The 21,375-nt window shown below is 68.3% G+C and carries 14 protein-coding genes; 4 read left to right on the forward strand and 10 right to left on the reverse strand.

The features are described from left to right. The first annotated feature begins 64 nt into the window (after positions 1–64). The 4 genes from J8I82_RS32970 to J8I82_RS32985 all read left to right on the forward strand — a co-directional run bounded on the left by J8I82_RS32970 (position 65) and on the right by J8I82_RS32985 (position 5,316). A complete protein-coding gene (locus J8I82_RS32970) occupies positions 65–1,261 on the forward strand; it encodes an amino acid aminotransferase (protein WP_209763841.1) in 1,197 nt (398 codons plus the stop codon). A gap of 255 nt (positions 1,262–1,516) precedes the next feature. Continuing rightward, positions 1,517–2,089, forward strand: coding sequence for a (2Fe-2S)-binding protein (locus J8I82_RS32975; RefSeq protein ID WP_209763842.1), 573 nt, complete (start codon positions 1,517–1,519; stop codon positions 2,087–2,089). A gap of 8 nt (positions 2,090–2,097) precedes the next feature. Then, complete coding sequence (locus tag J8I82_RS32980) at positions 2,098–3,090, forward strand: FAD binding domain-containing protein (RefSeq protein ID WP_209763843.1); 993 nt, start codon at positions 2,098–2,100, stop codon at positions 3,088–3,090. Between the two features lie 12 nt (positions 3,091–3,102). Next, on the forward strand, positions 3,103–5,316 hold the full coding sequence (locus J8I82_RS32985) for a xanthine dehydrogenase family protein molybdopterin-binding subunit (RefSeq protein WP_209763844.1): 2,214 nt from the start codon (positions 3,103–3,105) through the stop codon (positions 5,314–5,316). 893 nt (positions 5,317–6,209) lie between these two features. Here J8I82_RS32985 and J8I82_RS32990 read toward each other — a convergent pair. The 10 genes from J8I82_RS32990 to J8I82_RS33035 form a co-directional block, all read right to left on the reverse strand. Continuing rightward, positions 6,210–9,608 carry an error-prone DNA polymerase gene (locus J8I82_RS32990; RefSeq protein ID WP_209763845.1) on the reverse strand — a complete coding sequence of 1,133 codons (3,399 nt, stop codon included), beginning with the start codon at positions 9,606–9,608 and terminating at the stop codon, positions 6,210–6,212. After that, complete coding sequence (locus J8I82_RS32995) at positions 9,605–11,173, reverse strand: Y-family DNA polymerase (protein ID WP_209763847.1); 1,569 nt, start codon at positions 11,171–11,173, stop codon at positions 9,605–9,607. Before J8I82_RS32995 ends, J8I82_RS32990 begins: the two co-directional genes overlap by 4 nt. Next, positions 11,106–12,020 (reverse strand): translesion DNA synthesis-associated protein ImuA, encoded by a 915-nt coding sequence (gene imuA, locus J8I82_RS33000; protein WP_209763848.1) that lies wholly within the window; start codon positions 12,018–12,020, stop codon positions 11,106–11,108. Before imuA ends, J8I82_RS32995 begins: the two co-directional genes overlap by 68 nt. A gap of 194 nt (positions 12,021–12,214) precedes the next feature. Then, the gene (locus J8I82_RS33005) at positions 12,215–12,646 is read right to left on the reverse strand and encodes a PaaI family thioesterase (RefSeq protein WP_209763863.1); all 432 of its coding nucleotides are present in this window, start codon (positions 12,644–12,646) and stop codon (positions 12,215–12,217) included. Positions 12,647–12,784: 138 nt separating this feature from the next. Next, positions 12,785–14,929: a PQQ-dependent dehydrogenase, methanol/ethanol family gene (locus J8I82_RS33010; protein WP_209763850.1), complete on the reverse strand. Its 2,145-nt coding sequence runs from the start codon at positions 14,927–14,929 to the stop codon at positions 12,785–12,787. 36 nt (positions 14,930–14,965) lie between these two features. Continuing rightward, positions 14,966–15,886, reverse strand: coding sequence for a transporter (locus tag J8I82_RS33015; protein ID WP_209763852.1), 921 nt, complete (start codon positions 15,884–15,886; stop codon positions 14,966–14,968). 52 nt (positions 15,887–15,938) lie between these two features. Beyond that, a complete protein-coding gene (locus J8I82_RS33020; RefSeq protein ID WP_209763854.1) occupies positions 15,939–17,357 on the reverse strand; it encodes an aldehyde dehydrogenase family protein in 1,419 nt (472 codons plus the stop codon). A 244-nt stretch (positions 17,358–17,601) separates the two neighbouring features. Continuing rightward, complete coding sequence (locus J8I82_RS33025) at positions 17,602–19,497, reverse strand: sigma-54-dependent Fis family transcriptional regulator (protein ID WP_209763855.1); 1,896 nt, start codon at positions 19,495–19,497, stop codon at positions 17,602–17,604. A 269-nt stretch (positions 19,498–19,766) separates the two neighbouring features. Next, on the reverse strand, positions 19,767–20,636 hold the full coding sequence (locus tag J8I82_RS33030; RefSeq protein WP_209763857.1) for a hydroxymethylglutaryl-CoA lyase: 870 nt from the start codon (positions 20,634–20,636) through the stop codon (positions 19,767–19,769). A 22-nt stretch (positions 20,637–20,658) separates the two neighbouring features. Next, the coding region (locus tag J8I82_RS33035; RefSeq protein WP_284183235.1) for an acyl-CoA carboxylase biotin carboxyl carrier protein subunit at positions 20,659–21,375 on the reverse strand (717 nt) is incomplete at its 5' end.

The raw sequence follows: 21,375 nt of genomic DNA on the forward strand, positions 1-21,375 counted from the left end.
CGCGGTGCCCGGCGCCTGCCTGTGCCACGCAGCAGCCCCCTCCGACCTGATTCCATCGCATCCCATGTTTGCACACATCGAAGCCTTTCCCGGCGACCCGATCCTCTCGCTCAACGAGGACTTCCAGAAAGATCCCCGCACCGACAAGGTCAACCTGAGCATCGGCATCTATTTTGACGATGACGGCCGCCTGCCGGTGATGCAGGCCGTCGCCAAGGCCGAGGCCGCGCTGCTGGCAGACATGGGCCCGCGTCCCTACCTGCCGATGTCTGGCCTGGTGGGCTACCGCAGCGCGGTGCAGGCGCTGGTATTCGGCGAAGACTCGCCGGCGCGCGCCGCCGGCCGCATCGCCACGCTGCAGACGCTGGGCGGCTCCGGCGCGCTGCGCGTGGGCGCGGATTTCCTCAAGCGCTACTACCCGCAATCGCAGGTGTGGATCAGCGACCCGAGCTGGGAAAACCACCGCGTGGTGTTCGAGCGCGCGGGCTTCACGGTCAACACGTATCCGTACTACGACGATGCCACCGGCGGCCTCAAGTTTGACGCGATGATGGACGCGCTGCGCGCCATCCCCGCGCAAAGCATCGTGCTGCTGCACGCCTGCTGCCACAACCCGACCGGCGTGGACCTGAACCAGGACCAGTGGCGCCAGCTGATCGCGCTGATCAAGGCCAACCAGCTGCTGCCCTTCGTCGACATGGCCTACCAGGGCTTCGGCGCTGGCCTGGAGGACGACGCCTTCGCCATCCGCGAACTGGTGGCGCAGGACGTGCCCTGCCTGGTGGCCAATTCGTTCTCGAAGAACTTCTCGCTCTACGGCGAGCGCTGCGGCGGCCTGAGCGTGTTTTGCAGCAGCGCAGGCGAAGCCGCCAACGTGCTCGGCCAGCTGACCGGCGCGGTGCGCGCCAACTACAGCAACCCGCCGACCCACGGCGCGCGCGTGGTGGCCAAGGTGCTGACCACGCCCGAGCTGCGCCAGCTGTGGGAAGAGGAACTGGCCCAGATGTGCGGCCGCATCGCGCGCATGCGTGAAGCCATCCACCACAACCTGCGCGACCATGTCAGCAGCGAAGCGCTGTCGCGGTACCTGACGCAGCGCGGCATGTTCACCTACACCGGCCTCACCGCCGACCAGGCCGAGCGCCTGCGCGAGCAGCACGGTGTCTACCTGCTGCGCTCGGGCCGCATGTGCGTGGCCGGCCTGAACGAGCGCAACGTGGGAATCGTGGCGAAGGCCATCGGCAGCGTGCTGAAGGGCTAAGGCTTTCCGGCCTCGCTGACAATGCCAGGAGCGGCGCCTTCGTGCGCCGCTTTTCTTTTTGCTGGCCTAACGGCGCAAGCGTAATTTCTACAAGCCCACTTGGAGTTATGACGCACGCGGCGGCACCGCTTCCCCGCCACTGCCGTGTACCGGCCTGCCCCGCCGCCCGGGCACCGAATTTGCTGTCTTTCTTGCTGCACTATCAGGCGCGACGCCATCCCCGCGGTGCCGCCCAGTCCACAAGAGGCCAGCACAATGTCCGAACACAAGGAGCCCGCCCGGCGCGATATCACCGCGCCCACAGGCAGCGCCGCGCGACCCGTTACCCTCAGGATCAACGGCCAGTCCCACACCCTGCAACTCGAGCCTCGCACCACATTGCTCGACGCGCTGCGCGAAGTGATGCATCTGAGCGGCACCAAGAAGGGCTGCGACCGCGGCCAGTGCGGCGCCTGCACTGTCCTCAGCGACGGGCGGCGCATCCAGTCCTGCCTGACGCTGGCCGTGATGCAGGAGGGGCGTGAGCTCACCACCATCGAAGGCCTGTCCGACGGCGATACGCTGCACCCGGTGCAGGCAGCCTTTGTCGCGCATGACGCACTGCAGTGCGGCTTCTGCACGCCGGGGCAGATCTGCTCCGCCGTCGGCATGCTGGCCGAGGCGCGCGCCGGCGAGGCCAGCGCGGTGCAGCCGCTGGCGGCGCCCACGCTGCCGCTTGGCGACGAAGAGATCCGCGAGCGCATGAGCGGCAACCTGTGCCGCTGCGGCGCCTATCCCAAGATCGTCGCCGCGGTCCGCGAGGTCGGCGGCAGGCAAGGCACGCGCTAGGCGGCGGCATGCAGCCCTTTTCCTACGCGCGGCCCGATACCATCGATGAAGCGCTGCAACTGGGCAGCCAGCCGGGCGCGCGCTATATCGGCGGCGGCACCAACCTGATCGACCTCCTCAAGGCGGGCGTCGAAGCGCCGCGGCAACTGGTCGACGTGAGCCGCCTGCCGCTGGCGCAGGTCGAGGCGCTACCAGACGGCGGCCTGCGCATCGGCGCGATGCTCACCAACACCGCTGCGGCCAACATGCGGCCGGTGCGCGAACGTTATCCGCTGCTGGCACAGGCGCTGCTGTCCGGCGCCTCCGGCCAGTTGCGCAATATGGCAACCGTCGGCGGCAACCTGCTGCAACGCACGCGCTGCCACTACTTCTACGACACGGGCTTTCCGGCCTGCAACAAGCGCAAGCCCGGCTCGGGCTGCGGTGCGCTCGGCGGCATCAACCGCATGCACGCGATTCTTGGCGCGAGCGAGCATTGCATCGCCGTGCATCCGTCAGACATGTGCGTGGCGCTGGCCGCGCTCGAAGCCGTCATCGTCGTGCGTGCGCCCGGCGGCGAGCGCCGCATCCTGATCGCGGACTTCCATCGCCTGCCGGAAGACCAGCCCGAGATCGACACGACGCTGGCGCCGGGCGAACTGGTCGTGGCGCTGGAGCTGCCGCCCTCGCCCTACGCCGCCCATGCGCACTACCTGAAGGTGCGCGACCGCTCCAGCTTCGCCTTCGCGCTGGTCTCGGTGGCCGCCGCGCTCGAGCTTTCCGGCCAGACCGTGCGCAGCGCGCGGCTTGCGCTGGGCGGCGTGGCCCACAAGCCCTGGCGCGTCCCCGCCGCCGAGCAGGCGCTGACCGGCCGGCCGCTGAGCGCGCACAGCGCGGCAGATGCCGCCCGCCTGCTGCTCGATGGCGCCCGGCCTTATGAGCACAACGCCTTCAAGGTCGGGCTGGCGCAACGCGCCGTGGTGCGCGCGCTGCAGGTGGCTGCCCGCCCGCAAGGCACTTGAAGGAGCATTGCAATGAGCGTTACCGGGGCTCCCATCGACCGTACCGACGGCGTGCTCAAGGTCACTGGCCGCGCGCGCTACACAGCCGACCATGTCCTGCCGGGACTGGTCCATGCGGTGATGGTCACCAGCACCATCCCCCATGGCAAGGTGGCATCGATCGACAGCGCCGCGTGCGAGCAGTTGCCCGGCGTCCGGCTGGTGATGACCCCCTTCAACGCGCCGAAGCTGCCCAAGGGCGGCAAGGCCGGGGCCGATACGCCGACCGCCGGCCACGTGATGACGCTGCTGCAGGACACCGCGGTCCATTACAACAACCAGCCCATCGCCGTAGTCGTGGCCGATACGCTGGAGCAGGCGCGCGATGCGGCGGCGCGGCTGGTGGTTCGCTACCGCGAGCAGCCGGCCGTGCTGGACTTCGCGCAGGCACGGGCGCACGCCGGCAAGCCGCAGGGCGAAGACGGCGGCCAGGCCGACAGCCGTCGCGGCGATGTCGATGCCGCGCTGCATTCAGCGAGCGCGGTTGTCGACGAGGTTTACACCACGCCGATGGAGCACCACAACCCGATGGAGCCGCATGCCACCACCGCCGCCTGGGACGGCGACGAGCTGACGCTGTACGACTCGACCCAGTACGTCACCGGCGTGCGCAAGGCGGTAGCGGCCACGTTCGGCATCCCGGATGGCAAGGTACGCGTGCGCTGCCCCTTCGTCGGTGGCGGCTTCGGTTGCAAGGGGTCGATGTGGTCGCACGTGGTGCTGGCGGCCATGGCGGCGCGCGCAGCCGGCAGGCCGGTCAAGCTGGTGGTCGAGCGCGTGCAGATGTTCGGGCCGGTGGGCGCGCGGCCCGTCACCGAGCAGCGCGTGCTCGCCGCTGCCGGCGGCGATGGCCGCCTGCTGGCGATGCGCCACGACGTCGTCATCGGCAGCGCGCAACTCGAGGAATGGGTCGAGACTTGCGCCGTGCTGACGCGCTCGCTCTACGCATGCCCCAACCTGCAAACCAGCCATCGGTTGGCACGGCTGCAGATCGGCACCATGACCTTCATGCGCGCGCCGGGCGAGGCCCCGGGGAGCTTTGCCTTGGAATGCGCGCTGGACGAGCTGGCCGATCGGCTCGGCATCGATCCGGTCGAGTTGCGCCTGCGCAACCACGCCGATGCCGATCCGCACAGGGAGAAGCCCTTCTCCAGCAAATCGCTGCGCGAATGCTATCGCGTGGCGGCCGGGCGCTTTGACTGGCCGCGCCGCGATCCGAAGCCGTGTTCGATGCAGGCCGGCGGCAAGCTGGTGGGCCTGGGGATGGCCACCGCCACCTACCCTGCCAACCGCTCGGGCGCGAGCGCCATGGCGCGCATCCTGCCGGACGGGACCGCGCTGGTGCGCAGCGGCTCGCAGGACCTTGGCACCGGCACCTATACCGTCATGACGCAGGTGGCTGCCGACGCGCTCGGCCTGCCGCTGGAGCGCGTGCGCTTTGAACTGGGCGATACGGATTTCCCGGAGGCGCCGGTCTCGGGCGGCTCGCAATCGGCAGCCAGCGTCGCGCCGGCGGTGCAGCAGGCCGCCTCTGCCGCACGCAACAAGCTGGTGGCACTGGCCGTGGCCGGCGCGGCCTCGCCGCTCTCCGGCGCGCGCCCGGATGAGGTGGAAGTCGTGGACGGCTGGCTGCGGCTGCGCAGCGACCCGTCACGCAGCGAGCCGGTCGGCGCCGCCATCGCGCGCGCCGGCGGCCAGCCGGTCGAGGCCCACGCCAGCGCCGAGCCGGGCGACGAGCGCAAGCAATACTCGATGCATGCCTTCGGCGCGGTCTTCGCCGAGGTCCATGTCGATCCCGACCTGGGCGAGGTCCGCGTGCATCGCGTGGTCGGCTGCTACGACGTGGGGCTCGTGCTGAACCGCAAGACCGCGCATAGCCAGCTGGTGGGCGGCATCGTCTGGGGCATCGGCATGGCGCTGCATGAGAAAAGCGACCTGGACCTCGCCACCGGCCGCGTCGCCAATGCCAACCTCGCTGAATACCATGTGCCGGTCAACGCCGACGTGGCCGAGATCGAGGTCGACATGCTGGACGGGCACGATCCGCATATCAATGCGCTGGGCACCAAGGGTATCGGCGAGATCGGCATCGTGGGTGTCGCCGCCGCCATTGCCAATGCGGTGTACCACGCAACGGGACGGCGTGTGCGAGACCTGCCGCTGACGCCCGACAAATTGCTGGACTGAATCCGGCCGGCACGCGGGTTGGATGGATTTGGTTTTTTGATTGCTGTTCCTGCCGCTTGGCATCTGGCAGGTATTGGTATGCCCGGGTTTCGCCCCTGAAGGGGCGAGTCACTTTTGCCCGAGTGGCAAAAGTAACCAAAAACGCGTTCTCTGCCCTGGGCGGGCGGCCACTCTTATCGTAGCGTGCGAGGGGTTTCGTACGGGGCTTCGCTTCGTTGCAGAACAAGACTGCCTGCCGCCTTGGTGCGCCACAGTGGCCGGGATTGATGCGGCGATTGAACGAGCCCAGAGCTGTTGGGTGGCCCCTGCTGCTGACGTCAACGTAGGAACGCCTATGGCTGCGCTGCGCACCGGCAGCATCTCAGGTCACGGACTCGGGCACAGAACGCGTCGCTGCGCTCGCTTGGCGCTCACGCCGTTGAGCCCAGCCCTGTTCCCGCCCGTCTGTCTGCTCCCCTCTCCCGCTTGCGGGAGAGGGGCCGGGGGTGAGGGCCGGAGCATCCACGAAGTGCGAACCTTCACACCATACATCGCTCTACGTTAGGCCACCAAGAACCACTCGATGACGGACTTCCACCCCGCCCGCACGAACTGCTACCGTAGAAATTCCCAAACGGCCTACGTATGTCAACATTCGTTTCCGATCGGTCAGTCTCATTGACCGGTTAATTGCGGGTGTTTGAGAATGGTTCGTCGCCCAGACAATGGCGACCAGGTTTAGCAACCTGTCGAACACTCATCGAAGAGAGCTGGCGGCCCGCAGGGCCGTAAACGCGTTTTTTGGTGACTTTTTGTCGCTCGGACAAAAAGTCACCCGCCCTTCAGGGCGGAACCGGGCATATCAAATATCCGCCAGATGCCCAGCCGCAGCACAAACATATACACAAAAAAACTCAATGAAAATCCCGACTCCCCACCATCAACCTCCCCAGCAAAGAACTGAGATCCACCAGTTCCTTGGCCACAAGGTGACGAACGTCCCCCTGTCGCTGCCAGGTCCCCACCACCCCCAGCAACGTAGCCCCCAACACCTCCTTCCGCTGCCTTTCCACCAGATCCGGCCATAAGATCAGATTGACCGTACCGGTCTCATCCTCAATCGTCGCAAAAATAGTCCCACTGGCCGTAGAAGGCCGCTGCCGCACCGTGACAATCCCGCAAGCCCTCACCCGCCGCCCATTGCCACAGCGCTGCAGCTGACTGGCGGTGGCAAACCGCATCGACTTCAACCGGTCCCGCAACAACGCCAGCGGATGCGACTTGAGCGAGAGTCCGAGGCTGGCGTAGTCCGCCGTCACATCCTCTCCCAGCCGCGGCGCAGGCAGTACAAGCGCATCTTCCGCCGGCGGCGCCTCGTACAGAAGATCGCGGTGCGCCGCGTGCCCGGCCGCCGCGCGGGCCTGCCACCGCGCCTGCCGACGATGCCCCGCAAGCGGCGCCAACGCGTCTGAAGCGGCAAGCACATCGATATCATGCCGATCCAGCGCGGCACGCAGCGCCAGGTCTTCCACGCTGTCGAACGCACGCTGCGCACGGGCATCCTCGATCCGCAGCGCGGCTTCTTCACGCATGCCCTTGACGCGGCTCAGGCCCAGGCGCACGCGCGGATGCGTTTCCGCGACATCGACCTCCGCCGGCTCCAGCGTGCTTTCCCACCGGCTCAGCGTGACGTCCACCGGCAAGACCACCACTTCATGCCGCTGCGCATCCTGCACCAGTTGCGAGGGCGAATAGAACCCCATCGGCTGGCTGTTCAGCAGCGCGCACAGGAAAGCCGACGGATGGTGGCATTTGAGCCAGGAACTGACGTACACCAGCTTGGCAAAACTGGCCGCATGGCTCTCCGGAAAGCCGTATTCGCCAAACCCCTCGATCTGCTTGCAGATCGCCAGCGCGAACGATTCCGGATAGCCGTTGCCGGTCAGTGCGCGCACCAGCGCGTCCTGGTGCTGGCGCAAGTCGCCGCGCCGCCGCCATGCGGCCATCGAGCGCCGCAGCTGGTCGGCCTGCCCCGGCGAGAAACCGGCCGCGTCGATGGCCAGCTGCATCACCTGCTCCTGGAAGATCGGCACGCCCAGTGTGCGGCCCAGCACCTTCTCGATCACGGCGTTGAAGTAGACCGGTGGCTTCTTCGTCAGGCGGAACGCCTCGCGCCGCTTCAGGTAAGGGTGGACCATGCCGCCCTGGATCGGACCGGGGCGCACGATCGCCACTTCCACCACCAGGTCGTAGTATTCACGCGGTTGCAGCCGCGGCAGCATCGACTGCTGCGCGCGCGATTCGATCTGGAATACGCCGATGGTGTCGGCTTTGCAGATCATGTCGTAGGTCTTTTTATCTTCCTTCGGGATGTCTTCCATGCGCGCCGGCAAGCCTGCGCGCGCGGGATCCTCGCTGGGGTTGGGAATCATCTCCAGCGCACGCCGGATCGCCGACAGCATGCCCAGCGCCAGCACATCGACCTTGAGCAGGCCAAGCGATTCCAGATCATCCTTGTCCCACTGGATCACGCTGCGGTCCGCCATGGCCGCGTTCTCGATCGGCACCAGCCGCGACAGCTTGTGGCGCGCGATCACGAAGCCACCCACGTGCTGCGACAAGTGGCGCGGAAAGCCGCGCAGCTGCGCGGTCAGGCTGGCCCACTGCTGCACCGCCGGCGAGTCGGGATCGAGACCGTAGCGAGTGATCTTCTCCGTGAAGCCGGGGCCGTCCCACCACGCCTGGCCCTTGACCACCTGCTCGACCACGCTCGCGTCGATGCCCAGCGCACGGCCCACGTCGCGCAGCGCGCTGCGCGAACGGTAGGTGATCAGCGACGCCGCCAGCGCGGCACGGTGGCGGCCGTACTTCTGATAGATGTACTGGATCACCTCCTCCCGCCGCTGGTGCTCGAAGTCGACGTCGATATCGGGTGGCTCATCGCGCTCGCGCGACAGGAAGCGGCCGAACAGCAGGTTAGCCTGCTCGGGGCTGACCTCGGTCACATACAGGCAGAAGCACACCAGCGAGTTGGCGGCCGAGCCGCGGCCCTGGCACAGGATGCCGTTGGCGCGCGCAAAGCGCACGATGTCGTGCACGGTGAGAAAGAATGGTTCGTACTGCTTTTCCTCGATCAGTTGCAGCTCTTCCTCCAGCTGCTTATCCCATTCCGGCTTCAGGCCATCTGGAAAACGTTCGGCCTTGCCGCGCTCCACTTCCGCGCGCAGGTAAGAGATCGGCGTAAAGCCCGGTGGCACCAGCTCCTCCGGATATTCATAACGCAGCATGCCCAGCGAGAAATCGCACTGCGCGGCAATCTTCAGCGTCTGCGCCAGCGCATCGCGCGGGTAAAGGCGCGACAGCACCTGGCGCATGCGCAGGTGCTGCTCGGCATTGGGCGCCAGCGCCATGCCGCATTCGGCCAGCGGCTGGCCGAGGCGGATCGCGGTCATCACGTCTGACAGCGGCTTGCGCGAGCGCACGTGCATGGTGACCGCGCCGGCGGCGGCCAGCGGCACGCCGGTCTGCGCCGACACGGCTTCAAGGCGCGCGCGGTGCAAGCCGTCGGCATGGCCTTGCAGCAGTTCCAGTGCGATCCACGCGCGCTCGCCGAAGACGTCGCGGCACCACTGCGCCTGTTCGCGCAGCAGCTCGGGATCGGCGCAATAGTCGGGCAGCAGCAACGCCAGGCAGCCCGGCATGCCGCGCAGATGCGCTTCGTCGCCGGTCGGCGCGGCAATGTCCTCGGGATGCAGCCGGTAGCTGCCCTTCTGCGCGCGGCGGCGACCCAGCGTGATCAGCTCGGACAGGTTGCCGAAACCGTCGCGGTGCTGCGCGACCAGCACCAGCCGCAGCGGCGAGCGGTCGGAGCCGTCGGAGCCGTCGGCCGGCGGCAGGCTGAAGCGGCTGCCGATCAGCAGCGCGAAGCCATCGGCGGCGGCGGCCAGCGCCTGCAGCCGCTGGTGGCGGCTGGCATGCGCGGCGGGGTCGTCCTCGCCGGGTTCGACATCGACCTCTGGATCTAGCAGCGGCTCGTCGATGTCTGCCTCCGCACCGCGCGCCGCGCTGCGTGCCACCGCGTCGTGCAGGCGCTTGCGCAGCGTCTGGATCGCGTCGTGGGCGCGCGCGGTGCCGGCCACCGAGCATTCATCGGTCAGCGCCAGCCCGCGGTAGCCCAGGCCGAAAGCGCGTTCGATCAGCTCGCCCGGGTGCGAGGCGCCGGTGAGGAAGGTGAAGTTGGAGATGCAGTGCAGCTCCACGTAGTCGGGCAGCGCCGGCAGCAGGCCGGGCAGCGAAGGTATCACCGGCGTCATGCGAACAACCCGTGCAGGAACCAGCGGTACTCGCTGCCCTCGTCCGCGCCGTGGCCGGGGCGTTCGCGATAGATCCAGCAGCGCAGGCCGTCGGCGCGCTCGGCGATGAAGTAATCGCGCGTGGCCAGCGCGCCGTCCCACCAGCCGGCCTCGATGCGCTCGGGCCGGCTCAGCAGGGCCAGCGGCCCGCCGTGGCTGGGGCGGTGCTGCTGCACCGGCAGCGGCAGCGGTTGCGGCAGCAGCCACAGCGGGCGCTCCGGCAGCGGACCCGGCATGGCGGTGGCCTTGCCGCCGGGCTGGGGTTCGTCGACCGGCACCCAGCGATTGGCGCGCTCGGGCCGATGGTCGGCCAGCGGCCGCGGCTGCAGCACGTTGTCGCGGCCCAGCCGCGCCATCAGCGTATCGAGCAGGCGGCCCAGGTCTTCCGGCGAGCCGCCGGGCTCCGGGAACAGCGCATCGCTCTGCGGCACGCAGGCCTGCATCGCTTCCACGCGCAGCGCCAGGCCGGTGACCGGGGCGTGGAAGTTGAGCTTGTCGAGCTTTTCGCGCAGCAGCCGCGACAGGTGCGCGGGATCGCGGCTGGGTTGGGCCAGGCCGAGCGCGACCGGAGTCCCTTCGGTATCGACGCCGCGCCGGTAGCGCTCATGCTCCAGCACCAGCACGCAGCGCGTGACGCCGGCCTGCAGCAGCGCCAGCCAGCCGGCCAGTGCCAGCAGCAGGCGCTGCGCGCCGGCCAGCACGCCTTCGGCGGCTTCAATGCGCCCGGGCAGGTCCATGCGCTGCGCAAACGTGGGCGGCGCCGCGTACCAGGCAAAGCGCGCCGGGGCCTCGCCATAGGCCTGGTCCAGCCGCGCCAGCAACGCGGGGCCCAGCCGCCGCGTCAGGCCGGCGCGCGGCAGGCGCCGCACCTCGCCCAGCGTGCGGCAGCCGACGCCGTCGAGCCAGGCCGGGTCGGCCAGCGTGTGCAGCGCCTCGACCGGCAGGCAGTCGAGCAGCCGGTGCAGGCGCGCCATGCCCACCGCCCGGCGCGCGGGCCGCACCACGCCGCGGCGGGTGCGCCGCAGCGGCTGGCGCGCCAGCCAGGCGGCGCCGTGCGCAGTCGGGCCGCTGCCCACCTGGGCAATGGTGCCGAGCTGGCGCACGCAGGCGCGCACCGCGCGGCACAGCGCGCGGTGGCCGCCGAAGAGGCGCAGGCTGGCGGTGACGTCGAGCATCACGGTGGCCGATTCCGGCTCCTCGTCGAACGTCACGGCCGGCGTGAAGCGCAGCAGCGCCAGCGCGACCGTTTCCATCAGCGCCGCTTCCGCAACCGGGTCGCGCTCCAGCTGCACGATGTCCGCCGACAGCGCCTGCACGCCGCCGCGCCGCATGCCGTAGCGCACGCCCAGCTGCATCGCGGGACCGTTGGCCAGCACCACCTGCTCCTGCGCCATCACCGCCACCGGCAGCGCATGGTGCAGCGTACCGGCGAGGGGGGATGGGCTGGAGGCAACCGGCTCAGGCCAGTTGGGCTGCAGTGCGTCCAGGGGCAGGCGCGGCAGGTGCACCGCGATCCAGTACGGCATCGGGAGAAGACTGAGAAGACGAAGACACAATGGAAGGCGCGGCGGCCGGAGCGCCGGCGGGCACGGGCCAGGCGGCCGTGCGCGTGGCAGCCTCCATCCCGCCCAGGCGCAGCAGCAACGGGGTATCGCGCACCGGGCCGCGCCGCTTGTGGAAGGTGATCGACAGCACATTGCCGGGTTGCGGCGCCAGCAGCAGGCGCAACACCGCCGGCGACGACTCGCGCAGCGCAGCGGCCGGGCGCAGCGCCCACACCACCGCGTCGCCGGCCTGCGCCAGCACCTGCAGCCGGCGCAACGCCTCGGGCCGGGCCATGGGCAGCCACACCAGCACGCCGCCGAAGGCCTGGCTGCGCAGCACCTGTTCGGCCGCCCACAGCATGTCGGCCTGCTGCGCGGCCTTGGCGGCCCCGGCAGGCGGACGCAGCCAGTACAGCTGGCGCGCCGGCAGGCCGGCCGCGGCGAGGCCCATCGCATTGGGCAGGCAAGGCGGCGCCACCAGCGCGATGCGGCGCCCCGCCCCGGCCAGCGCGCGCAGTGCCGGCAGCAGCAGGCGCAGTTCGCCCGCGCCGCCCTGCGTGGTCAGCAGTTCGGTCAGTCCGCCAGCCGGCCAGCCGCCGCCGGGCAGTTCGGCCGAGAGCGCGTCATACCCGGTCGGGCACACCGCGGCACTGCCGGCACGGCCAAGCTGGCCGGCGCGCCACAGGCCGGGATAGCGCTGCTCGAGCGCCGACAGCGCCTGCTGCCGCGTGGCATGGGCCGCTGGGGCTGCGGGCCTGGCCGGCGTTGGCGCGGGGAAAGGAACGCCCTCCGCCGCCTTGGGCGGGGCTGCGTAAGATTGCGCAGGCATGTGAAGTCGGGATCGCTCGCGGGAAGCGAGGACATAGGATATTTACGATAACTGTATATTTATACAGTATCGAGGGCGAGCGCAAGGGGTAGCCGCGCGAAGGATGCCAGGGGTGGTGCGCGGGGCACCGAAGGTTCGGGCGGACGGGCTCCAAAACCTCCGTGAAGAGAAAGGGGCGCGAACGCCCCATGGGTTTATTTCAGGTACTTCATCGTGGCAACGCCCGTCGCCACCAGCAATTCCTGGTCAAGCCAGACTTCAGCACGCGAAAAGAAAATCGAGCGCCCGCGCCGGTCGACAGTGCCCCTGGCCATCAGCACACTGCCCGTGCCATTGCTCAAGAAATTGGAAGTCAGCGACAGCGTCACCGCATGCCGCGCCGCCTCGCCCGGCGCCGAGAACAGGCCGGCATAGCCGGTGGCGGCGTCCAGCAGTGTGCAGATCGTGCCGCCATGGACGACGCGGCTGCGATTCAGCATGCTGGACGTGACCGGCAGTTCAAGCTCCACGTAATCGGGGCGCCACTGCGTGATGCGGACACCGATGCTTTCGAGGGCGGGGTTGTCCAGGGAGAAACCGCCCCCGGCGCCACCTTCCGTCACGGTTTCCGTTGATTGGATTTTCATTTCACTGCTCACCACGGCTCAAATTGTCCAGGCGCTATTTCCTCGCGATTTGCGGCACCAAACAATTCCGATTTGGCGAACAGCCACTTTTGCGTGCATGAAGCGCGCGGGCCGGGCCTGGCCCGCGCGCACTCCACGTCAGGGCTTCTTCGGCCGCACCGCGTCGGCGGTGCCCTGGATGAACGCCTGGATCTTGACCACGTCCTCGGCCGTCAGCTTGCCGGTGAAATCCGGCATGCCCTTCTGCACGAACGGCCCGTTGAACAGGATCTTGTCGAGGTGCTCGATCATCGGCGCGCCGACATAGGCCAGGTTGGGGATATTGCCGCCCTTGTCGACGCCAGGCACGCCATGGCAGAAGACGCAGTTGTTGACGTAGAGCTTCTGCCCGTCGGCAACCTTGGCGGGGTCGTACTTCACCCCGCTCAGCAGCGGCGCCATCGCGTACGGCGCCGACTCCGGCATCGGCTTCTTGCCGTTCAGGACAAAGGTATAGACCCGCCCCGGCGCCTGCTTGTCGCTGCCGCGCTGGCTCAGGCCATACACGCCGCCCCAGCCCACTGCCACCGAGACGTACTGCTTGCCGTCGAGCAGGTAGGTCACGGGCGCCGCCACCACGCCGGAGCCGGTCGGCGCCTGCCACAGCTTTTCGCCGGTGCCGGCGTGGTACGCCACCAGCCGTCCGTCCGCGGTGCCCTGGAACACCAGGTTGCCGGCGGTCGCGAGCGTGCCGCCGTTCCACGGGCCGGCATGGTCCTGGTGCCATACCGCCTTCTGCGCCAGCGGGTCCCAGGCGATCAGCCGCCCCATCGGCTTGCTTTTGGGCGGCTCGGCATTGACCAGCATGCCCAGGTTCCAGCCCACGCCGCGATGCGCCTCGGGCGAGTCCTTCTGGTTGTGGACCCACTCCTTGTTGTCGGCCAGCGTCAGCGGCACGTGCTGCGCCGGGATGAAGGCCAGCCCCAGCCTGGGGTGGAACGACATCGAATGCCAGTTGTGCGCGCCGAACGGCCCCGGCACGATATCCGCCGGCTTGCCCGAGGTGTCCGACTGCGGCGTCTCGATCGGCCGGCCGTCCTTGTCATAGCCTGACGCCCAGTTGACGTCGACGAAGTTCTTGGCCGAGATGAACTTGCCGTTGGTCCGGTCGATCACGAAGAAGAAGCCGTTCTTGGGCGCGTGCAGGATCACCTTGCGCGGCTGGCCGTCGATCTTCAGGTCGGCCAGGATGATGTCCTGCGTCGAGGTGTAGTCCCAGTTGTCGCCCGGCGTTTCCTGGTAATGCCAGACGTATTCGCCGGTGTCGGGATTCAGCGCCACCACGGAAGCCGCGTAGAGATTGTCGCCGCCCTTCGGGCTGCGCAGCTTGCGGCTCCAGGGGCCGGCGTTGCCGGTACCGATGTACATCAGGTTCAGCTCGGGGTCGAACGCCATGGTATTCCACACCGTGCCGCCGCCGCCGTTGATCCAGTACTTGCCGCTGGGATCCCAGGTAGCCGCGGCCTTTGCCATGGCTTCGTTCTCGAAAGGCCTGGCGGGGTCGCCCGGCACCGTGTACCAGCGCCATTGCTGCTTGCCGGTCTCGGCATCGTAGGCGGTGATGTAGCCGCGCACGCCGTACTCCGCGCCGCCGTTGCCGATGATCACCTTGCCGTTGTAGACGCGGGGCGCGCCGGTGATGGTGTAGGACTTGCCGCGGTCGACGATGGTGTCCTGCTCCCACACTTTCTTGCCGGTGGCGGCGTCGATCGCCACCAGCCGGCCATCGAAGGCACCGACGAAGACCTTGCCCTTGTACAGCGCCACGCCGCGGTTGACCACGTCGCAGCAGCCCTTGTAGGCCTGGTCGCGCGGCACCTGGGGATCATAGGTCCACAGGCGCTTGCCGGTGCGCGCGTCGATGGCATGCACCACGCTCCACGGCGCGGAGACGTACATGACGCCATCGACCACCAGCGGCGTCGCTTCCACGCCGCGCGTCGACTCCAGGTCGTAGGACCACGCCAGCCCCAGGTCCTTGACGTTGCCTGCGTTGACCTGCTCCAGCTTGCTGAAGCGGGTCTCGGCGTAATCCAGGCCATAGCTGGGCCAGTTCGGCGTGCCGGCCTCGTTGGCGCGGATGGCGGCGCCGTCCACGCGCGCGGCAGCGTGGGCCGGTTTGTGCGCCTTTTTTGCCGGGCGGGAGGCGGCATTGCCTTCGGCGCCGAATGCCATCGGCACCGGCAGCGCCACGCTGGCCGCGGCCATCATGCTGACTATCAGGCGTAGCTTGTTGCTATGCATCTTGGTCTCCTCTGTCTTCATTCTTGATATGGCGATTCAGAACACCTTGAGCAGGCGCAGGTTGACGCGCAGGTTTTCCAGCGGCCCATTGCGTACCGAGATATCGCGGCCGAAGGTGCCGAGGACCTGGAACGTCGCGGCCGGGAACCAGGCGAAGCCGAGCGAGAACTTCGACGTATTGGTGCGATCGTCGCGCGATACGCCGTTGACCGCGGTCTCGCCACCGAACGCATACGACAGTGCGCCGCGCACATCGAAGCGCTCGGTGAAGTGGTAGCGCAGCCAGCCCTGCCCCTGCACCAGCGCGTCCTGCCTGAGCGTGGCGGCATTCGGGCCGAACTTGCTGTTGTTGCCGAACACGGTGACGTCGGCCACCAGGTCGAGCGTGACTTTGTCGGCCAGCGGCGTGATATAGCCCGCCTGCAGCGCAAATTTCCAGCGGTGCTCGCCGAGGTTCAGCGGCCGGTTCTGGTCGTAGCTGCCGGTCGGCACGAACAGGAACGGCGTGATGCCGACATAGCGCTTCTTGTCGGGCTGGTTCACCAGCCACACCGTCGACGCCAGTATCAGGTCGCCCACGCCGCCGGCACTGCCCAGTGCGCTGAGGTTATCGGTGGCGCGCAGCTTGCCGAACGGCAGCAGAAACTGCGGGTCGATGGTGATGCCGCCGACTTCCATGAAGCGCACATAGCGCACGATGCCCACGTCCGAATCCAGGTTGCCGCCCGCGACGCGGTTGCCGCCGGCATAGACGCGGTCGCGCTGCGCATGCTGGTAATACAGCAGGCCGAGATTGGTGCCCGCGGGCAATGCAGTGTAGTCGCTCGCGTCCACGTCAATGGCGCGCGCCGGCGATACGCCGAACAGCAGGGCCAATGCCACGCCGGCCGCCTGCGCCGCAGCGCTGCGTACGGGCGAGCGCCGTCCCCGGCCCCCGGCCGTTCTGGTTTGATCCATGTCTCCTCCGGTTTTTTTCTTGCGCCGCCCGCCGCGCGGCGGGCGTGCCGCGTCAGCTGGACTGCGCGCGCGCGATATTGATCACGCTCAGTTGCGCATACTCGGCCAGCCCCTCCGGCCCGAATTCCACGCCGACGCCGGACTCCTTGGCGCCCACCAGCGGGATATGCGGGCCGAAATGCAGGTGGTGATTGACCCATGCCGTGCCCACGTCGAGACGCCACGCCACCGCATAGGCGCGCTCTTCGTCGCGGGACCACACCGAGCCGCCGAGTCCGTACGGCGTCCCGTTGGCGCGCGCCACGGCTTCGTCGATGCTGTCGAACTTCAGCACCGGCAGGATCGGCGCGAACTGCTCCTCCGCCACCAGTTCGCTGCGGTCGGTCAGGTCGCGCACGATGGTCGGGGCGACGAAGTATCCATCGCCCTTGAGCAGCGCGCCGCCCGCCAGGATCTTGCCGTCGCGGCGCGCGCTGGCCAGGAAGCGGCCGGCCTTGTCGTACTGCATCGCATTCTGCAGCGGCCCCATCGTGACACCGGCTTCCGCGCCATTGCCGACCACCGCGCGCCCGGCCAGGTCGGCCAGTGCATCGCACAGCGCGTCATGGACCGAGGCATGGACGTACAGCCGCTTCAGCGCCAGGCATACCTGACCGCAGTTGTAGAAGGCGCTGCCGAAGATCTTCGGCGCGATTTCCGCCACGTCGGCATCGTCGAGCACGATGGCCGCGTCGTTGCCGCCCAGCTCCAGCGTGATGCGCTTCAGCCCCGGCCCGGCGCTCGCCATCACCTTCTTGCCGGTGGCGGTCGAGCCGGTGAACGAGACCTTGGCCACATCGGGATGCGAGGTCAGGTAGCTGCCCAGGTCATTGGCATCGGTGATGACGTTGACCACGCCCGGCGGCACCAGGTCGGCCAGGATCGCACCAAGCTGCAGCGTCGCCACCGGCGTGGTCGGCGCGGGCTTGAGCACCACGGTATTGCCCATCAGCAACGCAGGCGCAAGCTTGTAGGCGGCGATCAGCACCGGGAAATTCCACGCCGCGATGGCGGCCACCACGCCCAGCGGCTTGTGGTGCAGCTCGATGCGATAGGTGGCATCGTCCTGCACCAGCGACACCGGCAGCTCCAGCCCGGCGATATGGCGCACGAAGGCCTCGGCGAACTGCAGCTCCTGGCGCGCTTCGGCCAGCGGCTTGCCCTGCTCCAGCACCAGCGTGGCGGCAAGATCTTCGGCGTTGCCATGCAGCTCATCGGCGAAGCGCAGCAGCAATGCGCGCCTTTGCGCGAGTTCCAGCGCGGCCCAGCCGGGTTGCGCTGCCCTGGCCGCCGCGACCGCGGCGGCGGCCTCGCGCTCGGTGGCGCGCGATACCGTGGTGAACACCTTGCCCGTGGCCGGGTTGACCACGTCGAGCGTGGCGCTGCCCTGCACGAGTTTTCCGTTGATCAGCAGTCCTGCATTGCCGTGCATCGCTTGTCTCCTCATGTTGTTCCCTGGTTGGATTGCGATCCCCTGCAACGCAAGCGGCGTGCCTGCCGCACAAATTTCGCACCTGCCCTTGTCTTTGCGCCAGTTGCGCATGGCAACGTGGTTGCGACGCGCCCTGTGTGTCGCAATCTGATCCAATGTCTCGCTACAGGTAAGACACGCCACAACGAAAACCCCCGCCGCCACGGCGTGGCAAGCGGGGGTCGTGAGGGATCGGAGGACCGTTCTAGCGGATCTTGGCGCGCGCCATCTTGCGGTACAGCGTCGCGCGCGAGATGCCGAGTGCGCGCGCGGCTTCGGAGCGGTTGCCGCTGAGTTCGTCGAGCGTGCGCTGGATCAGTTCGTTCTGCGCCTGCGCCAGCAGCATCGGCTGGCCGGCCGCGGGCAGGAGGTCCGCCACCGTTGCGCGCGTTGCCGCATCCAGCCAGCTTTCGTCGAGATGCTCGCGCCGGATTTCCTCGCCGAGGCCAGACAGAGCCACCGCAGTACGCAGCACCTGGTGCAGTTCGCGCACATTACCCGGCCAGGAGTGCGACATCAGCAACGCCATCACGTCGGCGTCAAGCGCCTTGCGCCGGCCGCGTGCCAGCGTCTGCAGCATCGTCATGATCAGCTCAGGCAAATCGGTGCGGTCACGCAGCGCCGGAACGCGGATCGACATGCCGTTGATGCGGAAATACAGGTCTTCGCGGAAGGCCCCCTGATGCACCAGTTCCGGCAAGCTGCGGTGCGTGGCACAGATCACCGACAGGTCGACAGGAATCGCCTTCGTCGCGCCGACACGTGTCACGCAGCGTTCCTGCAGCACGCTCAGCAGCCGCGTCTGCAGTGCCAGCGGCATGTCGCCGATTTCGTCGAGGAACAGCGTGCCGTGGTTGGCCTGTTCGATCTTGCCCGCGCTGCCGCCGCGGCGGCTGCCGGTAAAGGCGCCGTCGGCATAGCCGAACAGCTCGGCTTCGGCCAGTCCCTCGGGGATGGCCGAACAGTTGATCGAGACAAAATTTCCGTCCGGCCGGCTGGCCTCGTGCAGAGCGCGCGCCAGCATGGTCTTGCCGGTGCCGGTCTCGCCCAGCAGGATCACCGGCACCTGCGCGTTGATCGCCATGCTGGCCTTGTCAAAAGCGCGCGCCAGCGTGGCATCGGCAATGAGATGGCCGGCCAGCGGGCCGGTGTCATCGGTGCGCGGCGCCGAGTCGCGGGCGCGGGCGCGCGGCCGATCGGTCTCGCTTGCCGAGACATGCAGGCGCCCGCCGGCGACCGTGCGTACTACGCTCTGCATCGCGCCCGCCCGGCCATGCATGCCTTCGGCAAAGACGCTGCCGATATCGATCGCGCCGATCTCGGCGTTGCCGAGCCGCAGCATGTCGCGTGCGGTATGGTTTGCCGCCACGATCACGCCGTCGGCGGACACCGCGACGATGCCTTCGGCCGGCGTATGCAGCATGCGACGGTCGTGGTGCAGGCGCACGATGCAGCAGCCGGGCAGCCGCTCAAAGGTGCGGTTGCCGATCGACGTGGCGGCCGCGCGCACGTGGCTGACCGCGTAGGCCGGCAGGTCGACGCCGAACCCGGTGATATCGAGCACGCCGATCAGGCGGTCATGGCAATCGTAGATCGGCGCGGCGGCGCAGACCACATCGACCAGTTCATGCAGGAAATGCTCGCCGCGACGGATCTCGACGGCGCTGCCGCCCTCCGCCAGCAGGCAGCCGGGCGCGTTGGTGCCGATGCCGTTCTCGCAGATGCGCCGGCCATGCTGCAGCGGCGACGGCCCGCCGGGCCCTGCACCCAGGCGCCCGTGGGATGAAACAATCACGCCTTCGGCATTGGTGCACAGCACGATCCACTGCTGCGACGGAAAAGCGCCGGCCAGCACTTCCATGTCGGCGCCGGCCAGTTCGATCAGCGTGCGGTTCTCTTCTTCGCTGCGGCGGACTTCGCTGTGCGTCACGACATCCGAAAACAGCATGCGCTGCTCCGGACGCACGCCCGCGCGCGCGGCACGCTGCCACGAACGCACGATCAGGTCGGACACGACGCCGGCGGGCACGTCCTTGCCATCGAGGAACTCCCGCCGTGCGACGCTGGCATCGCACGGCAGGCTTGTCGGTGCGGGGGGCATTACCTTGTCTCCAGTGGTCGGCATCGCGCGACGATGCGCGGAGGCGGTATGCGCCGATGCCGGTGGCCAGTCTGGCCGTCGTTGCGGCCGGGTCATCTATGCGCGCCGGCTGTGATGCGGTGGTGATGGAGGCGCGAACTGGAAAGGTACTTTAAGAGAGCCCCCGGGCGATTTCAAGCGTTGTGTAGCAGCTTTGGCGAGGGTGTCTCAGGATGAGGCGGGAGGTGTCTCAATATGAGACAAGCGCCCCCATTCGAGGGGCGCCTGCATTACTGCGATAGCGGCTTGCCGATGGCCCGGGAGATCAGTCCGGCGGCCGCGATGACCTTGTCCAGATCCACCCCCGTCTCCATCCCCAGGCGCGCCAGGCGCTGCAGCAAGGCCTCGGTCGCCACGTTCCCCGTCGCGCCCTTCGCATACGGGCAGCCGCCAAGCCCGGCGACGGAAGCATGGAAGATGCGGATGCCGGCTTCCAGGCTCGCCTCGACGTTGGCCAGGGCATGGCCATACGTGTCGTGGAAGTGCCCGGACAACTGCGCCAGCGGAAATTCCGTGGCCGCGGCACGCATCACGGCCTTCACCTTGTCCGGCGTCCCTACGCCGATGGTGTCGGCGATATCGATCTCGTCGCAGCCCAGCTCGCGCATGCGCCGCACCACGTCGATCACGGCGTCGATCGGCACCTCGCCCTGGTAAGGGCAGCCCAGCGCGCACGACACGCTGGCGCGAAGCCGCACGCCCTTCGCCTTGGCGGCGGCGGCCACGGGCGCGAAGCGCGCCATCGACTCGGCGATCGAACAGTTGATGTTCTTCTGCGAGAACGCCTCGCTGGCCGCGCCGAAGATCACGACCTCGTCGGCGCCCGCCGCAAGCGCGCCTTCCAGGCCCTTCATGTTCGGCGTCAGCGCGGAGTAGATGGTGCCGGGGCGCCGCCGGATCGCGGCCATGACCTGCGCACCGTCAGCCATCTGCGGCACCCACTTCGGCGAGACGAACGATGCCACTTCGATATTGGGAAAGCCCGCATCGGTGAGCTGGTCGATCAACGCCACCTTGGTCTCGGTGGGGATCAAATTCTTCTCGTTCTGCAGCCCGTCGCGCGGGCCGACTTCAACGACCTTGACCTTGTCCGCATGCATGTGCCGGATCTCCGTAAAAGAATCAGGTACCGAACGCCAGCAGCTGGGCGCCTTCGGTCACCTGCTCGCCGACGCCATACAGCACTTCGCTGACCACGCCGTCGGCCGGCGCGCTGATGGTGTGTTCCATCTTCATCGCTTCCATTACCAGCAGCGGCGTGCCGCGCGTAACCGTGCTGCCGGCTTCGACCATCACGGCGATGACCTTGCCTGGCATCGGCGCCGTCAGCTTGCCGCCTTCGCCTTCGGCTTCGCCGGCATGGGCCAGCGGATCGATCCAGCCCAGCAGCACCTGGCGGCCCGCCGAGAAGACATGGAAATCGTCCGCCTCCGCATGCACGTGCCCATGCACGCGGCGCGTGCCGAGGTCGATGCGGATATCGTCGGCCTTGCATACCGCGGAGAACGGCACGGACTGTCCGGCGTAAGCCAGCGTGCTGCCGCGCGCATTGACCTGCAGCGTCACGTCGAGCACCTGGTCGCCGTAGCCGAAGCGCAGTTGCCGCGATGCGCCGCTGTTCAGCCGCCAGGCGCCGCCATGGGTCCACGGAGAATGCTGGTCGGCGGCGTCGATGCGGCGCTCGCGCGTTTCACGGTCGAGCAGCGCGGCCACGGCCAGCGCGATGATTTCCATGCCAACCGGCGCCGGCGGCGGGAACAGGGTCTTCTCGTTGCGCTCGATCAGTCCGGTATCGAGGTCGGCGGTGCGGAACGCTTCCGACTTCACCAGCCGCTGCAG

This window comes from Cupriavidus consociatus, assembly GCF_017814975.1.
GTDB lineage: Bacteria > Pseudomonadota > Gammaproteobacteria > Burkholderiales > Burkholderiaceae > Cupriavidus > Cupriavidus consociatus.

Coding starts and splice junctions, on each gene's coding strand:
- J8I82_RS33025 (WP_209763855.1), bottom strand. CDS start 19,497: ATGCCCCCCGCACCGACAAGCCTGCCGTGCGATGCCAGCGTCGCACGG.
- J8I82_RS32985 (WP_209763844.1), top strand. CDS start 3,103: ATGAGCGTTACCGGGGCTCCCATCGACCGTACCGACGGCGTGCTCAAG.
- imuA (WP_209763848.1), bottom strand. CDS start 12,020: ATGCCTGCGCAATCTTACGCAGCCCCGCCCAAGGCGGCGGAGGGCGTT.
- J8I82_RS33010 (WP_209763850.1), bottom strand. CDS start 14,929: ATGCATAGCAACAAGCTACGCCTGATAGTCAGCATGATGGCCGCGGCC.
- J8I82_RS33015 (WP_209763852.1), bottom strand. CDS start 15,886: ATGGATCAAACCAGAACGGCCGGGGGCCGGGGACGGCGCTCGCCCGTA.
- J8I82_RS33005 (WP_209763863.1), bottom strand. CDS start 12,646: ATGAAAATCCAATCAACGGAAACCGTGACGGAAGGTGGCGCCGGGGGC.
- J8I82_RS32990 (WP_209763845.1), bottom strand. CDS start 9,608: ATGACGCCGGTGATACCTTCGCTGCCCGGCCTGCTGCCGGCGCTGCCC.
- J8I82_RS32975 (WP_209763842.1), top strand. CDS start 1,517: ATGTCCGAACACAAGGAGCCCGCCCGGCGCGATATCACCGCGCCCACA.
- J8I82_RS32995 (WP_209763847.1), bottom strand. CDS start 11,173: ATGCCGTACTGGATCGCGGTGCACCTGCCGCGCCTGCCCCTGGACGCA.
- J8I82_RS33030 (WP_209763857.1), bottom strand. CDS start 20,636: ATGCATGCGGACAAGGTCAAGGTCGTTGAAGTCGGCCCGCGCGACGGG.
- J8I82_RS33020 (WP_209763854.1), bottom strand. CDS start 17,357: ATGCACGGCAATGCAGGACTGCTGATCAACGGAAAACTCGTGCAGGGC.
- J8I82_RS32980 (WP_209763843.1), top strand. CDS start 2,098: ATGCAGCCCTTTTCCTACGCGCGGCCCGATACCATCGATGAAGCGCTG.
- J8I82_RS32970 (WP_209763841.1), top strand. CDS start 65: ATGTTTGCACACATCGAAGCCTTTCCCGGCGACCCGATCCTCTCGCTC.